This is a genomic window from Pseudomonas fortuita, from assembly GCF_026898135.2.
GTDB lineage: Bacteria > Pseudomonadota > Gammaproteobacteria > Pseudomonadales > Pseudomonadaceae > Aquipseudomonas > Aquipseudomonas fortuita.
Window position 1 is genome coordinate 6146665 of record NZ_CP114035.2, and the last position, 16125, is coordinate 6162789.

Below are 16125 nucleotides of genomic sequence, written 5' to 3' on the forward strand. Positions count from 1 at the left end.
TGCACGATCCCTGTGGGAGCGGGCTTGCCCCGCGAACCGGGGGCTATGCCCCCGGCCTTGCAGCATGGATCAGTCGAACACGATACCCTGCGCCAGCGGCAGCTCGCGCGAGTAGTTCACGGTGTTGGTCTGGCGACGCATGTAGCCTTTCCACGCATCCGAACCCGACTCACGACCACCGCCGGTTTCCTTCTCGCCACCAAACGCGCCGCCGATCTCGGCACCGCTGGTGCCGATGTTGACGTTGGCGATACCACAGTCGCTGCCCGAAGCACTCTGGAAGCGCTCCGCCTCACGGATGTCGGTCGTGAAGATGCACGACGACAGGCCTTGTGGCACTTCGTTGTTCAGGCGCAGGGCCTCTTCGAAGTCGTCGTAAGCCAGCACATAAAGAATCGGGGCGAACGTTTCGTGGCGCACCACGTCGCTCTGCGCCGGCATTTCGGCGATGGCAGGCGATACGTAGTAGGCGTTCGGGTACTGGTCGGCCAGCTGACGCTCGCCACCAAACACCTGGCCACCTTCGTCGCGGGCCTTGGCCAGCGCACCCTGCATGGCGTCGAACGACAGCTTGTCGATCAGCGGGCCCACCAGGTTGTCTTTGCGTGGGTCGCCAATACGCACTTTGCCGTAGGCGGCTTTGACGCGGGCAACCACTTCGTCCTTGATCGAGCGGTGCACGATCAGGCGGCGCAGGGTGGTGCAACGCTGGCCGGCGGTGCCCACCGCCGAGAACAGGATGCCCCGCACGGCCAGGTCCAGGTCGGCGCTCGGCGCCAGGATCATGGCGTTGTTGCCACCCAGCTCGAGGATGCTACGGCCGAATCGGGCAGCTACACGTGGGCCGACTTCGCGCCCCATGCGGGTGCTGCCGGTGGCGCTGACCAGCGGTACGCGCGGGTCATCGACCATGGCTTCGCCAGCTTCACGGCCGCCGATCACCAGTTGTGCCAGGCCAGCCGGGGCATCGCCGAAGGCTTTCAGGGCTTTGTCGAACAGCGCCTGGCAAGCCAGAGCAGTCAGCGGGGTCTTTTCAGACGGTTTCCACACCACCGAGTTACCGGCCACCAAGGCCAGGGCGGTGTTCCAGGCCCATACGGCAACCGGGAAGTTGAAGGCGCTGATGACGCCAACCACGCCCAGCGGGTGCCAGGTTTCACGCATGTGGTGGCCCGGGCGCTCGGAGGCGATGGTCAGGCCGTACAGCTGGCGCGACAGGCCCACGGCGAAGTCGCAGATGTCGATCATTTCCTGCACTTCGCCCAGGCCTTCCTGGGTGATCTTGCCGGCTTCGATCGAGACCAGCTCGCCAAGGTCGGCCTTGTGCTCACGCAGCACTTCGCCAAACAGGCGCACCAGTTCACCACGGCGCGGGGCTGGCACAGTGCGCCAGGCCTCGAAGGCGCTCTGGGCCTGATCGATGCGGGCGATGGTCTCGGCCTTGCCAAGCAGTTTCACCGAGGCGATCTGGCTGCCGTCGATCGGCGTGTGAACAGGGTAGTCGCCCTGGGTGTAAGCCTCGGCGGCAACGCCAAGGCGCTCGAGCAATCCAGCAACCATTGTGTTTCTCCTACATCGGGTGATGGGGTGGAAAAATGATGTGGATCAGTATTAATCCGATCACATAGGTACAACAAACGACCTTTATTCCGCATATCATTCCGTCAGGTAATGATTTGAGCCGCAGAGACCACTATGTCCAAACGCCTGGTGCCTTCCATGACCGCCCTGCAGTGCTTTGAAGCTGCAGCCCGTCATTTGAGCTTTACCCGTGCCGCCGAAGAACTGCACCTGACCCAGAGCGCCGTCAGCAAGCAGGTAGCGCAACTTGAAGACATGCTGCGCCATCACCTGTTCCTGCGCATCCGCCGGCGCCTGCAACTGACCCCGGCCGGCAGCCTGTACCTGGCCGAGGTCAACAAGATCCTCACCCAAGTGGACATGTCCAGCCGCTACGTGCTCACTTACGGCGAGCAGACCGAGATATTGAAAGTAGCCACTCAACCGAGTTTTGGCGTGCGCTGGTTGATCCCGCACCTCAAGGGTTTTGGCAAACGCCACACCAACATCCACCTGGACATCCGCAACGAGATGGAGCCGTTCGCCCTGCTGCAGGGCTCGGCAGACGTGGTGTTCTTTTATGGCCAGGGCACCTGGCCTGGTGCCACCTGCGTGGAGCTGTTCCGCGAAGAGGTGGTGCCGGTGTGCGCGCCGGAGCTGCTGGCCGGGCGCACGCTGGGCGATGCTGCAGAACTGGCCGACCTGGTGCTGCTGCAAAGCACCTCACGGCCCGAGGCCTGGCATGAGTGGTTCCTGGAGCTGGGTTTGCAAAGCGTCAGCGCCTACCACGGGCCACGCTTCGATACGTTCTATATGGCCTTGAGCGCGGCGCAGGCGGGGTGCGGGGTGGCGTTGGTGCCGCGTTACCTGGCGGCGAAGGAGTTGGCCGAGGGTAGCCTGGTGGTGCCGTGGAACCATGCGATGCGCAGTACCGGGGCGCATTACCTGGCGTATGCCGAGCATGCGGCGGAGGTGCCCAAGGTGCGGGCGCTGGTGGAATGGATTCAGGAGCAACTTCAGGCTTGAGATTGCCGGGGCAGCGTTGCGGCCCATTCGCGGCACAAGGCCACGCCTACAAACAGCACGCGGTCCCCTGTAGGAGCGGCCTTGTGCCGCGAATGGGCTGCAAAGCAGCCCCAATGGCCCTGAAGGTCGATCAAAAAAGGAATGACACACTCACTTTTTTTCGCTTGTGAGCCAAGTGCATTCCCAGCTTTCATGTAAGCGTCCGAACCCAACCAGGAAGCTAGCGATGCCCGCCCACGATTTCGTCAGCCCAGACAGCATTCGCGCGCAGTTCTCTGCCGCCATGTCGCTCATGTACAAACAGGAAGTGCCGTTGTACGGCACGCTGCTGGAGCTGGTGAGCGAAATCAACCAGCAGGTCATGGCCCAGCAACCCGAGGTTGCCCAGGCCCTGCGCTGGACCGGCGAAATCGAGCGCCTGGACCACGAGCGCCACGGCGCCATCCGCGTCGGCACCGCCGAAGAACTGGCCACCATCGCCCGCCTGTTTGCCGTCATGGGCATGCAGCCGGTCGGCTACTACGACCTCAGCTCCGCCGGTGTGCCGGTGCACTCCACCGCCTTCCGCGCGGTACACGAGCAGTCGCTGCACGTCAGCCCGTTCCGTGTGTTCACCTCGCTGCTGCGCCTGGAGCTGATCGACAACCCGCAGCTGCGTGAGCTGGCACAGAGCATCTTGGCCAAGCGCCAGATCTTCACCCCCCGCGCCCTCGAACTGATCGCCAAGTGCGAGCGCGATGGCGGCCTGAACGCAGCCGATGCCGAAGCGTTCGTGCAAGAAGCGCTACACACCTTCCGCTGGCACCATGACGCCACCGTCACCGCCGAGCAGTACCAGCAACTGCACGACCAGCACCGCCTGATTGCCGATGTGGTGGCCTTCAAGGGCCCGCACATCAACCACTTGACCCCACGCACCCTGGACATCGATGCGATCCAGCTCGGCATGCCGGCCAAGGGCATCCCGCCGAAAGCCGTGGTCGAAGGCCCGCCCACCCGCCGCCACCCGATCCTGCTGCGCCAGACCAGCTTCAAGGCCTTGCAGGAAAAGGTCGCGTTCAGCGACCAGCAGGGGAGCGAAGGCAGCCACACCGCGCGCTTTGGCGAAATCGAGCAACGCGGTGCAGCCCTGACGCCGAAAGGTCGCCAGCTGTACGACAAGCTGCTCGACGCCACCCGCGCCGCCCTGGGTGGCGCACCGGCCGAAGCCAATGCCGAGCGCTACATGGCCTTGCTCAAAGATACCTTTGCCGAATTCCCGGATGACCTGGCGCAGATGCGTGAACAGGGCCTGGCGTACTTCCGCTACTTTGCCACCGAGAAAGGCCTGGCTGCGCGTGACCAGGAAGGCCGCCCGACCACCCTGCAAGGGCTGATCGATGCTGGCCATGTGCATTTCGAGGCATTGGTGTACGAGGACTTCCTGCCGGTGAGCGCAGCGGGGATCTTCCAGTCCAACCTGGGCGACGATGCGCAGGCCGAGTACGGCAGCAATGCCAACCGGGATGCATTCGAAGCCGCGCTGGGGCTGCCGGTGCAGGATGAGCTGGCACTGTATGCGCAGAGCGAGCGCCGCTCGCTGCAGGCTTGCGCACAAGCGTTGAACCTGGGCTCGATGTAAAACCGTCTCGGCCTCTTCGCGGGCTTGCCCGCTCCCACAGGTGCAGTGTCGGTCCAAGGCATACGACAAACCTGTGGGAGCGGGCGAGCCCGCGAAGAGGCCGAGACAGGCGATCAGAGAGGCGGCAGGATTTCCACATCCGGTAGATCCATCGCCGCCACCTCGTCTGCCAGAAAGTCACTCAAGCGCCGCAACCGCTCGCCACCCGGCCGGGTGCGCGGCCATACCAGGTAGTAGTCCATCCCACTGGGCACTGCTGTCGGCCAAGGCAGGCTCAACCGCCCCTGCGCCACATCTTCGGCCACCATCAGCAAATCACCCATGGAAATCCCGTAGCCCCGCGCTGCGGCAATCATGCCCAGCTCCAGGGTGTCGAACACCTGCCCGCCCTTGAGCGAAACCTTGTCGCCAAGCCCCATGCGCTCCAGCCATTCCCGCCAGTCACGCTTGTCCACCGTGGGGTGCAGCAGTTCGATAGAGGCCAGCCGGCACACGTCCCAGGGTTCTTCGTCGAGCAGGTCGGGCGCGCCGACCGGGATCAGCAACTCTGGAAACAGCTTGCGCACCTCCCACTCCGCCGGGAACACGCCATCACTGAGCAGCACCGCACAATCGAATGGCTCCTGGTTGAAGTCCACGTGGTCGACGTCCATCCAGGCGCTGGTCAGCTGCACTTCGTTACCCGGTTGCAAGTGCCGGAACCGGCTCAGGCACGCCAGCAACCAGCGCATGGTCAATGTCGATGGGGCTTTCATGCGCAGGATGTCATCTTCACCGCGCAAATTATCGCAGGCCCGCTCCAGCGCCGCGAAGCCTTCGCGCACCCCCGGCAACAGCACCCGCGCCGCTTCGGTCAATTGCAGGCTGCGGCCGCTGCGCACGAACAGGCGACAGGCAAAGTGCTCTTCCAGCGTGCGGACATGCCGGCTGACAGCACTTTGGGTAATCGACAATTCTTCGCCGGCACGGGTGAAGGAGCAATGCCGCGCGGCAGCTTCGAATGCGCGCAGGGCATACAACGGAGGGAGCTGTCGGGACATGAGGCACCTGCCATACCGGGCTGTGAAACTAATCATCAATAAGCATATATACATGAGTCAGACTCATGCCAATGATCGCTTTTATCCTTTTGAACAAAGTTGACCAAAGCCTCAGAATCGCCCTTCGTTGTTTTCCCAGGAAAGGACCGCCCCCATGCATGTCGCGCCCACCACAGAACTCAAGGCTTTGCTGCGCCTGGCCGGGCCGCTGATCGCCTCGCAGTTGGCGCATATGCTGATGGTGCTGACCGATACCCTGATGATGGCCCGTATCAGCCCACAGGCACTGGCCGGTGGCGGCCTGGGTGCGGCCAGCTACTCGTTCGTGTCGATCTTTTGCCTGGGCGTGATCGCTGCGGTCGGCACCTTGGTGGCGATCCGCAAGGGCGCCAACGACATCGAAGGTGCCACCCGCCTGGCACAGAACGGCGTGTGGCTGGCCTGGGGCCTGGCGCTGATCGCCGCGCTGGCCCTGTGGAACCTCGAGCCAGTACTGCTGCTGTTCGGGCAACAGCCCGAAAACGTTGCCTCGGCCGCCGAATTCCTCACCCTGCTGCCACTGGCGCTGCCCAGCTACCTGACCTTCATGGCCTTGCGTGGCTTTACCAGCGCGCTGGGCCGCTCGACCCCGGTGATGGTGATCAGCGTGGTCGGCACGGTGCTCAACTACCTGTTCAACGTGGCGTTGATCGAAGGCATGTTCGGCCTGCCAAAACTGGGCCTGATGGGCATCGGCCTGGTCACCGCAGTGGTATCGCTGGGCATGGCCATCGCCCTGGCGCTGTACATCCGCTGGCATTCGGCCTATGCCGCCTACCCGCTACGCAAAGGCCTGTCGCGCCCGTCGCTGCCGGCCCTGCGCGAGCTGTGGCGGCTGGGCTTGCCGATTGGCGGCACCTACATGGTGGAAGTGGGCCTGTTCGCCTTCGCTGCGCTGTGCATGGGTGTGCTGGGCAGCACCGAACTGGCGGCGCACCAGATCGCCCTGCAGATCGTGTCCACCGCGTTCATGGTGCCGACGGGCTTGTCCTATGCGGTGACGATGCGCGTGGGCTTGTACTACGGCGCTGGCAACCTGCTGGCGGCGCGCAGCGCCGGGCGCGTGGGCATCGGCTTTGGGGCAATGATCATGTTTGCCTTCGCCGCACTGTTCCTGCTGCTGCCCGAAGCGCTGGTAGGACTGTTTATCGACCGCAATGATCCGGCCTTTGCCGCGATCTTCCGGGTGGCTGTGCAGTTATTGATGGTGGCGGCATGGTTCGAACTGTTCGACGGCATGCAGACGATTGCCATGGGTTCGATCCGTGGGCTGAAAGATGCCAAGACCACCTTCCTGATCGGGCTGGTGTGCTACTGGCTGGTGGGTGCGCCGAGCGCCTGGTTGTTCACCTTTACCCTGGGCGGTGGTGCCGTGGGGATCTGGTGGGGGCTGGCGCTGGGCCTGGCATGTGCGGCAGTGGCGCTGACATTTGGCTTTGAGTGGCGAATGAAACGGTTATTGGGGAAGGCGCAAGCGCGTGCAGAGGCTGCTGCTTCGGCCTGACTTCGGGGCCTCTTCGCGGGCACGCCCGCTCCCACAGGATTGCGTGGTCCCTGTGGAAGCGGGCGTGCCCGCGAAAGGGCCCTAAGGGACAACATTCAGCTGACGGCCAGGCACCTTCAGCAAAAAATCGATCAGCTCCCCGACCGGCAGCGGCTTGCTGACCAAAAAGCCCTGCACCTGGTCACAGCCAAACCCGCGCAACAAGGCCAGCTGCTCTTCACTCTCCACCCCTTCGGCCACCACCTCGAGGTTGAGGTTGTGCGCCAGGTTGATCATGGCGTGCACCAGCTTGCGGTTCTCCTCGCGCATTTCCATTTCTGCAACAAAGCTGCGGTCCACCTTGAGCAAGGTGATCGGCAGGCTGTTGAGGTGCACGAACGAAGAAAACCCGGTGCCGAAATCGTCTAGGGAGAAGCGCACGCCCAGGCGGCCGAGGGCGTCCATGGTCTGGCGCACCAGCTCGTTGCGGCGCATCACCGCCGTTTCGGTCAGTTCGAACTCCAGCCAGCGCGCGTCCACCCCATGCTCAAGGATCAGCCGACTCAGGGTGGCCAGCAGCTGGCTGTCCTGGAACTGACGGAAACTCAGGTTTACCGCCATGTGCAACGGCTCCAGACCGCGCTCGCACAGCGCCTGCATGTCGCGCAAGGCGCGGGAGATGACCCAGTAGCCCAGCGGCACGATCAGGCCGCTCTGCTCGGCCAGGGGCACGAACTCGCTGGGCGGTAACAGCCCGCGTTCGGCATGGCGCCAGCGCACCAGCGCCTCCAGGCCGACGATGCGCCCATCGGCCAGGTCGAGCCGCGGCTGATAGTGCAGCTCCAGCTCGTCACGGCGCAGCGCGCGGCGCAGTTCGCTTTCCAGGTCGGCAAGGCTGCGGGCGTTGCGATTGATGCGCTCGTTGAACACATGGAAGGTACAGCCCTGGCTGCCCTTGGCCTGGCGCATGGCAATGTGCGCATGCCACATCAGCGGGTCGGCGCCGCTCTGCGCGCGGGCATGGGCCAAGCCCAGGCTGCACCCCAGCAGCAGGCTTTCGCCGTCGATCCAGTAGGGTTCGGCCAAGGCCTCTATGATGCGTTCGGCGATCCATTCGGCGCGGTTGGCGTCGCGTCGGGTGTCGATCAGCAAGGCAAACTCGTCGCTGCCCAGGCGCGCCAGCTGGTCGCCAGCCTCCAGCTGGTTTTGCATCCGCGCCACCACTTGCAGAATCAGGCGGTCACCGCTCTGGTGGCCGAGCGCATCGTTGACGTGGCGGAAGTTGTCCAGGTCCAGGTGGCCCAAGGCAATGCCACGGCCATCGTTTTCGGCCAGCCGCGCGGTCAGCAAGGCCTGAAAGCCCTGGCGGTTGGCGATGCCGGTCAATGGGTCCTGTTCGGCCAGGCGCTGCAAGGTGGCCACCAGCACTCCACGTTCGCGCACATGGCGCAGCGAGCGGCGCAGGGCGTCGGCATTGAGCTGGTCGCGTACCAGCCAGTCGCTGACCGCGCCGGGCGCCACCTCAGGCTCGTGATCGAGCAGCAGGATGGTCGGTAGCTCGCAGCGCCCAGGTGCCGGCTGCAGGGCTGGGGTTGCCAGCACCACGGCCTGGCGATCATGGCTGAACAGGCTATCCACCGCGTCCCAGTCAGGCGCGGTCAGCAGCACTGCACTGCCGTTCAGGGCAGGCATGCATGCGTGCAACAAGGCGGCCCATTGCGGCTCATCAGCCAACAGCAGCAAACGCAAAGGTTCGACAGGCGTGGACAAGCGGGCTCCTTAGGACTTCACGGTGCAACGGTATCAGCCATTATGCTACTGCATTAATGAAAATGATTTTCACTTTTATACATGCATTTGCGACCGTAGCATTCCGACGTATTTTGTCGTGCATCCTGCTCGAAACGAGGGGAAGCGGCAAATATGATTTTTTCCTCTAGTAGCATTAGCCGCACTAATAATGGGACAGACAAAAGTCTGACTCAGACGTCAGACGGTCGCGCCACAACCGCCCCATGCCTGTTAGAATGCGCGGCTATTTTCTGGCGACCCCCGGTTTCTAGCATGTCCCGACTCAATCCCCGGCAGCAGGAAGCCCGTGACTACGTCGGCGGCCCTCTTTTGGTGCTCGCCGGTGCAGGTTCGGGCAAGACCAGCGTGATCACGCGCAAGATTGCCCACCTCATCCAGAACTGCGGCATCCGTGCCCAGTACATCGTGGCGATGACCTTCACCAACAAGGCCGCACGCGAGATGAAGGAGCGGGTCGCTACGTTGCTGCGTCCGGGGGAAGGCCGTGGCCTGACGGTATGTACCTTCCATAACCTGGGCCTGAACATCATCCGCAAGGAGCACGAACGCCTTGGCTATAAGCCGGGCTTCTCGATCTTCGATGAGTCCGACATCAAGGCGTTGCTGTCGGACATCATGCAGAAGGAGTACTCCGGCGACGACGGCATCGACGAGATCAAGAACATGATCGGTGCCTGGAAGAACGACCTGGTGCTGCCGCCCGAGGCTTTGGAAAAGGCGCGCAACCCGCGCGAGCAGACGGCCGCCATCGTCTATACCCACTACCAGCGCACGCTCAAGGCGTTCAACGCGGTGGACTTCGACGACCTGATCCTGCAGCCGGTCAAGCTGTTCCAGGAGCACCCCGAAGTGCTCGAACGCTGGCAGAACCGGGTGCGCTACCTGCTGGTGGACGAATACCAGGACACCAACGCCAGCCAGTACCTGCTGGTGAAAATGCTGATCGGCATGCGCAACCAGTTCACCGTGGTGGGCGACGACGACCAGTCGATCTACGCCTGGCGCGGTGCGCGCCCCGAAAACCTGATGCTGCTCAAGGAGGACTACCCTTCCTTGAAAATCGTCATGCTCGAGCAGAACTACCGCTCCACCAGCCGCATCCTGCGCTGTGCCAACGTGCTGATCGCCAACAACCCGCACGCGTTCGAGAAGCAGTTGTGGAGCGAGATGGGCGTGGGCGACGAGATCCGCGTGATCCGCTGCAAGAACGAGGAAGCCGAGGCCGAACGCGTGGCCATGGAAATCCTCACCCTGCACCTGCGCACCAACCGCCCCTATAGCGACTTCGCCATCCTCTACCGTGGCAACTACCAGGCCAAGCTGATCGAACTGAAGCTGCAGCACCACCAGGTGCCATATCGCCTGTCGGGCGGCAACAGCTTCTTCGGCCGCCAGGAGGTCAAGGACCTGATGGCCTACCTGCGCCTGCTGGTGAACCCGGATGATGACAACGCCTACCTGCGGGTGATCAACGTACCGCGTCGCGAAATCGGCTCCACCACCTTGGAAAAGCTTGGCAACTATTCCACCGAGCGGGGCATTTCGATGTACGCCGCCAGCGAAGAGCTGGGCCTTGGCGAGCACCTGGACGCCCGCTACACCGAGCGTTTGCAGCGCTTCAAGCACTGGCTGGACGGGGTACGCCAAAAGGTTGCCCTGGAAGACCCGATCGCCGCGCTGCACGAGATGATCCGCGACATCGACTACGAGAACTGGATCCGCCAGCAGACCGCCAGCGACAAAGCGGCGGAGTTCCGTATCAGCAACGTCTGGTTCCTGGTCGAAGCGCTGAAAAACACCCTTGAGAAGGACGAAGAGGGTGACATGACCATCGAGGATGCCATCGGCAAGCTGGTGCTGCGCGACATGCTCGAGCGCCAGCAGGAAGAGGAAGAAAACGCCGAAGGTGTGCAGATGATGACCCTGCACGCCTCCAAGGGCCTGGAGTTCCCGTACGTGTTCATCATGGGCATGGAAGAGGAAATCCTCCCGCACCGCTCCAGCATCGAGGCCGACACCATCGAAGAGGAACGCCGCCTGGCCTACGTGGGCATCACCCGCGCGCGCCAGACCCTGGCCTTCACCTTCGCTGCCAAGCGCAAGCAGTACGGTGAGGTCATCGACTGCACGCCCAGCCGGTTCCTTGACGAACTGCCTCCGGACGACCTGGCCTGGGAGGGCCTGGACGATGCGCCGGTCGAGGTAAAGGCCGCACGCGGCAACAACGCCCTGGCCGATATCCGGGCAATGCTCAAACGCTGATCAACCATTACTCTTTAACTTTGCCGCTATTTGCGGCGACCTTTGCTACATCGAGGAAAACAAAGTGGAAGCACTGCATCAGAAGATTCGCGAAGAAGGCATCGTGCTTTCCGACCAGGTTCTTAAAGTCGACGCGTTTCTCAACCACCAGATCGACCCGGCGCTGATGCAGCTGATCGGTGACGAGTTCGCCCGCCTGTTCGCCGACGCCGGCGTGACCAAGATCGTCACCATCGAAGCCTCGGGCATTGCCCCGGCCGTGATGACTGGCCTGAAGCTGGGCGTACCGGTGATCTTTGCGCGCAAGCACCAGTCGCTGACCCTGACCGAGAACCTGCTGACTGCCTCGGTGTACTCCTTCACCAAGCAGACCGAGAACACCGTGGCCATCTCGCCACGCCACCTCAACAGCAGCGACCGCGTGCTGGTGATCGACGACTTCCTGGCCAACGGCAAGGCGTCGCAGGCGCTGATCTCGATCATCAAACAGGCCGGCGCCACCGTGGCTGGCCTGGGTATCGTGATCGAGAAGTCGTTCCAGGGCGGCCGTGCCGAGCTGGACAGCCAGGGCTACCGTGTTGAGTCGCTGGCCCGGGTGAAGTCGCTGGAAGGTGGTGTGGTCAGCTTCATCGAGTAAGCCTGTACCGGCCCCATCGCCGGCAAGCCGGCTCCCACAGGTACTGCACAAGGCACGGCCTTTGTGAAACTCCTGTGGGAGCTGGCTTGCCGGCGATGGGCTGCAAAGCAGCCCCGGCAATTTTCAGGTCGCCGCCAACCCTGCCAGCAAAAGCCGCTGGTACAGCTCTTCCTTCAATCCCTGCGGAGCGTCCAGCCCCATCCGCTCCAGGTGCCCTTGATACCCCTCCGGCCCCGGCGCATCCAACGCTGCCTTGCCCAGCTCCAGCACCTCGCTCAGCTTGAACTTGCTCTTCAACCAGTTCAGTGCCCGCAACAGGTCCCGCTCCTCAGCTGTAAAGTCCGTCCCCATCGGATACTCCGGGAACAGCCGCGCATGCCGCGCCCTGATCGCTTCCAACCGCTGCGGCGTATTGTCGGTAAAACGAGCGTCCAGCTCAAAACCCTTGGGCAGCTTGCCGGCCTCTTTTGCCTGCTCGATGAGCCCCTGCTGGAACCGCGAATCGCTCACCGCCAGCAACCGCGCAATCACCTCGCTGTCGGTCTGCCCACGCAAGTCGGCAATGCCGTATTCGGTCACCACGATATCGCGCAGGTGCCGGGGGATGGTGCAGTGGCCGTAGGTCCAGAGCAGGTTTGAGGTCACCTCCCCGCCTGCCTCGCGCCAGCTGCGCAAAAGCAGAATCGAACGCCCGCCTTCCAGCGCGTGGCCCTGGGCGACGAAGTTGTACTGCCCGCCAACGCCGCTGAGCACGCGGCCGTCCTCCAGCTGATCGGCCACCCCGGCGCCGAGCAAGGTCATGGCGAACGCAGTGTTGATGAAGCGCGCATCGCGGCGCTGGCGCCGCTTGAGTTCTTCCTGCCCGTACAACTCGTTGATAAAGCTGATGCGGGTCATGGCAAACCGCGCACGCGCTTCGAGTGGCATCTCCCTCAACCGCTGGTAGAACGCCTGAGGGCCGAGGAAAAAGCCACCATGCACCACAGGCCCCTGCTCATCGGCCGGGCGCCGCAGCAGGCCTGCTTCGGCAAGCACCAACAGGCCATTGGCGAACATCTCGCTGCAGCCGTACAGGCCTTGGGCAAACGTTCCCAGCCCCCCTTCGCGCTCGATCAGCGCATGCCACGGGCCCGTATCCAGCTCGTCGAGCAAGGTGCGGTAGCCTGCGTTGTCACCCTGACGCGCCAGCAACGCGGCGGCGACTGCATCGCCCATGGCACCGATGCCGATCTGCAGGGTGCCGCCATCGCGTACCAGCGTGCTGGCGTGCAAGCCGATGCAGTGGTCCTGGGTGCCGACCGGCATGTTCGGGGTGGAGAACAGGCGACGTTGCTCGGCTTCATCGAGCAGCAGGTCGAACGCATCAATGGGCAGTTCCGCATCGCCCGGCATGTAAGGCAGCTCGGCATGCACCTGGCCCAGCATGAGGATGGTTTCGCCGGCCGCGCGGCGCTTGGCGATCATCGGCAGCAGGTCGAGGGTGATGTCGGGGTTGCAGGCCAGGCTCAGGTGAACAGGCCTTTCAGGTGTGGCGGCCACCAGTTGCGCGACCAGGTTCAGGCCCTTGGCGTTGATATCGCGTGCGGCGTGGCTGTAGTTGCTGCTGATGTAGTCCTGCTGGGCAGCCTCGCTGTGCAGCAGGCTACCGGGCTGCATGAAGAACTGCTCGACGCGGATATTCGCCGGCAGGCTGTCGTTGCGCAGGTCAGCGAGGTAGTCGAGCTCTTGGTAGTCGGCGAAGACACGCTCGACGAAGGGTTCGAGAAACCGCCGCTGCAGGCCATCGCCCAATGGCGGGCGGCCCAGAGAGAGCGCGGTGTAGATAGTCAGCTGCCGCTCGGGCAGCTCGCGCACGCGGGCGTAGAGGGCGTTAACGAAAGCATTAGGCTTCCCCAGGCCCAAAGGCAGGCCCATGTGAATATGGGCTGGCAGCCGGGACAAGACCTGCTCGACAGCCTGGTCGATGGAGCAGAGGTGCATCAGGGCCTCCTGAGACATCCATGGGTTCAGGGGTTGGACATGGCACTGGCGGGTTGGTTGCCTGTACCGGCCTCTTCGCGGGACAAGCCCGCTCCCACTGGCACCTCACAGCACCTGAAGGCAGTGGTGTTCTTGTGGGAGCGGGCTTGCCCCGCGAAAGGGCCAGTGCAGCCACCACAAAAAACAAAGCCCGCCATCAAAGGCGGGCCTCATGCAATTCAGCTGTGTCTTACAGACCGGACATTTTCTTGATCGCCCCTTTTAGGTCGTCATCCGAGCAGTCCGCGCAGGTGCCCTTGGGCGGCATGGCGTTGATGCCGGTAATGGCCTTGGCCAGGATGCCATCCAGCCCGCCCTGGTGGTCGGCGCGTTCTTTCCACGCGGCGGTATCGCCAATCTTCGGTGCACCGAGCAGGCCGCTGCCATGGCAGGCATTGCAGTGCTTGGCGATGATGTCATCTGGCGTCTTGGCTCCCCCGCCTCCCGCTGCAGCAGCCACTTCCATGCCTTTGCATTCCTGGCCCTGGACGCACACCTGGCCAACCGGCTCGAGGCGTTTGGCAATGTCGTCATTGGTTGCAGCGGTTGCGCTCATTGCCCAGAGGGCGAATACGGCTGCTGGTACGGCCAGCATCTTCTTGATTTGGTTCACGCGAACACCCTCATGGTGGCTAATCACGCTCGCGGCCACGGAACGGCGAGCGTTGAAAAGTATAGCGGGAACCCAGAGGCCGTGAAACGACCCTACACTGGAAAGGGGTATTGCCGAATCAATGCACTGCGCTGGATCAAAAGTTTGATGGCGTCGCTGCACTGATCAGGCGTGCGGGCTGGTTGAACGGATTGCGAAAGCGGTGCGGGCGCGTGCTTTCGAAGTAGTAGCTGTCGCCTTCTTCGAGAATGAAGATCTCGTTGCCGACCACCAGCTCCAGCCGGCCTTCGAGCAGGATGCCGGTTTCTTCGCCGTCGTGGGTGAGCATCTCGGCACCGGTGTCGGCACCTGGCGGGTATACCTCGGTGAGAAACGCGATGGCACGGTTGGGGTGCGACTTGCCGACCAGCTTCATGGTCACCGCACCGTCCGAGATGTCGATCAGCTCGTGGGCCTTGTAGACGATCTGAGTGGGGCTTTCAGGTTCCAGCTCGACCGAAAAGAACTCGACCATGGACATGGGAATGCCGCTCAGCACCTTGCGCAGCGAGCTGATGGAGGGGCTCACGCTGTTCTTCTCGATCATCGAGATGGTGCTGTTGGTCACACCGGCACGCTTGGCGAGTTCGCGCTGGGACAGGCCCTTGAGCTTGCGGATGGCTTGCAGTCGTTCGCCGACGTCCAAAGCTGGAGCCTCCTGAAACGGTGGAAAGGGGGATGGATGTGAACGATATCATGGCAATGCCGTTCAGTATTTACAACACACCACCCCTCAACCTGTCCGCTTCAGCGTGTCATTCGCCGATGTAGTCCCGCGGTACACGCTTCAGGTTGCAGAAAATCTGGTAAGGGATAGTACCCGCATGGGCGGCCACTTCGCTGGCCAGTATCTGCTTGCCCCACAGTTCGACCGGGCTGCCGACAGTGGCTTGCGGCACGTCGGTGAGGTCGACGCTGAGCATGTCCATCGACACCCTGCCGATCAGCTGGGTGCGCTGGCCAGCGACCAGTACCGGGGTGCCATTGGGCGCCTGGCGCGGGTAGCCATCGGCATAGCCCATGGCGACCACGCCTACACGGGTTGGCCGTGGGCTGACAAACTTGGCGCCGTAGCCCACGGGCTCACCGGCAGGCAGCTCGCGCACACTGATCACCCGCGATTGCAGGGTCATTACCGGTTGCAGCCGTGAGGCTTGGGCCTGGGGCACTTCGAACGGCGTGGCGCCGTACAGCATCAGGCCCGGGCGTACCCAGTCGCCAGGCGCTTGCGGCCAGCCCAGCACGCCAGGCGAGTTGCGCAGGCTGCACTCGGCGGCCAGGCCCTGGCGGGCGGCCTCGAACACGGCAATCTGCTGGGCGGTCGCGTCGGCATCCAGCTCGTCGGCGCGGGCGAAGTGGCTCATGAGCACGATGCGCGCAACCTTGCCGCTGGCCAGCAGGCGTTGGTAGGCCTCATGGTAATCCTTGGGGTGCAGGCCGACGCGGTGCATGCCGCTGTCCAGCTTCAGCCAGACGGTGAGCGGCTTGTGCAGCTGGGTTTTCTCGATGGCTTCAAGTTGCCAAAGCGAATGCACCACACACCACAGGTCGTGCTCGGCAATCAGCGCCAGCTCGCTGGCTTCGAAGAAGCCTTCCAGCAACAGCACCGGGGCCTTGATACCGGCGGCGCGCAACTCCAGCGCCTCTTCGATGCAGGCAACGGCAAAGCCGTCGGCTTCGGCCTCCAGGGCCAGGGCGCAGCGTACGGCACCATGGCCATAGGCGTCGGCCTTGATTACGGCGAGGGCTTTGGCACCGGTCAGTTCACGGGCCAGACGGTAGTTGTGGCGCAGGGCCTGGAGGTCGATCAGGGCGCGGGCGGGACGCATGGCGGCTGCCTTATGGTGGTTCACAGGTTGAAAACGGTGTTGGGTTCTTCGCGGCTAAAGCCGCTCCCACAAGGGACCGCACAATGGCCAAGGCCATGCGATCCCTGTGGGAGCGGCTTTAGCCGCGAATGGGCCGGTGCAGGCG

General features: G+C 63.3%; 12 protein-coding genes. 5 read left to right on the top strand and 7 right to left on the bottom strand.

Annotated features, from left to right (window positions below; genetic code table 11):
* Positions 1–69: 69 nt before the first annotated feature.
* On the bottom strand, positions 70–1560 hold the full coding sequence (gene amaB / locus OZ911_RS28065; RefSeq protein ID WP_016489794.1) for an L-piperidine-6-carboxylate dehydrogenase: 1491 nt from the start codon (positions 1558–1560) through the stop codon (positions 70–72).
* Positions 1561–1695: 135 nt separating this feature from the next.
* Here amaB and OZ911_RS28070 point away from each other — a divergent pair, with 135 nt between their 5' ends.
* Positions 1696–2586: a LysR family transcriptional regulator gene (locus OZ911_RS28070; RefSeq protein ID WP_023047190.1), complete on the top strand. Its 891-nt coding sequence runs from the start codon at positions 1696–1698 to the stop codon at positions 2584–2586.
* Between the two features lie 226 nt (positions 2587–2812).
* Positions 2813–4207 (top strand): 2-oxoadipate dioxygenase/decarboxylase HglS, encoded by a 1395-nt coding sequence (gene hglS, locus OZ911_RS28075; RefSeq protein WP_023047189.1) that lies wholly within the window; start codon positions 2813–2815, stop codon positions 4205–4207.
* A gap of 113 nt (positions 4208–4320) precedes the next feature.
* Here hglS and OZ911_RS28080 read toward each other — a convergent pair whose 3' ends face one another.
* Positions 4321–5247: a LysR substrate-binding domain-containing protein gene (locus OZ911_RS28080; RefSeq protein WP_016489797.1), complete on the bottom strand. Its 927-nt coding sequence runs from the start codon at positions 5245–5247 to the stop codon at positions 4321–4323.
* A gap of 154 nt (positions 5248–5401) precedes the next feature.
* Between OZ911_RS28080 and OZ911_RS28085 the strand changes: the two genes are divergently transcribed.
* Positions 5402–6790, top strand: a complete 1389-nt coding sequence (locus OZ911_RS28085; protein ID WP_016489798.1) for a NorM family multidrug efflux MATE transporter — start codon at positions 5402–5404, stop codon at positions 6788–6790.
* An 81-nt stretch (positions 6791–6871) separates the two neighbouring features.
* Here OZ911_RS28085 and OZ911_RS28090 read toward each other — a convergent pair whose 3' ends face one another.
* On the bottom strand, positions 6872–8539 hold the full coding sequence (locus tag OZ911_RS28090) for a putative bifunctional diguanylate cyclase/phosphodiesterase (RefSeq protein ID WP_016489799.1): 1668 nt from the start codon (positions 8537–8539) through the stop codon (positions 6872–6874).
* A gap of 294 nt (positions 8540–8833) precedes the next feature.
* Here OZ911_RS28090 and rep point away from each other — a divergent pair, with 294 nt between their 5' ends.
* Entirely contained in the window at positions 8834–10843 is a 2010-nt protein-coding gene (gene rep / locus OZ911_RS28095) for a DNA helicase Rep (RefSeq protein ID WP_023047188.1), read from the top strand.
* 64 nt (positions 10844–10907) lie between these two features.
* Positions 10908–11480 (top strand): xanthine phosphoribosyltransferase, encoded by a 573-nt coding sequence (locus OZ911_RS28100; RefSeq protein WP_003253535.1) that lies wholly within the window; start codon positions 10908–10910, stop codon positions 11478–11480.
* Positions 11481–11603: 123 nt separating this feature from the next.
* On the opposite strand, the gene OZ911_RS28105 is transcribed toward OZ911_RS28100, so the two are convergent.
* From OZ911_RS28105 to alr, 4 genes are all read right to left on the bottom strand, one after another.
* Positions 11604–13460 (bottom strand): acetyl-CoA hydrolase/transferase C-terminal domain-containing protein, encoded by a 1857-nt coding sequence (locus OZ911_RS28105; protein ID WP_016489801.1) that lies wholly within the window; start codon positions 13458–13460, stop codon positions 11604–11606.
* Positions 13461–13689: 229 nt separating this feature from the next.
* Positions 13690–14094, bottom strand: a complete 405-nt coding sequence (locus OZ911_RS28110; RefSeq protein ID WP_033731233.1) for a c-type cytochrome — start codon at positions 14092–14094, stop codon at positions 13690–13692.
* 154 nt (positions 14095–14248) lie between these two features.
* Positions 14249–14797, bottom strand: coding sequence for a cupin domain-containing protein (locus OZ911_RS28115; protein WP_016489803.1), 549 nt, complete (start codon positions 14795–14797; stop codon positions 14249–14251).
* A gap of 109 nt (positions 14798–14906) precedes the next feature.
* Positions 14907–15980: an alanine racemase gene (gene alr / locus OZ911_RS28120; RefSeq protein ID WP_016489804.1), complete on the bottom strand. Its 1074-nt coding sequence runs from the start codon at positions 15978–15980 to the stop codon at positions 14907–14909.
* Positions 15981–16125 lie beyond the last annotated feature (145 nt).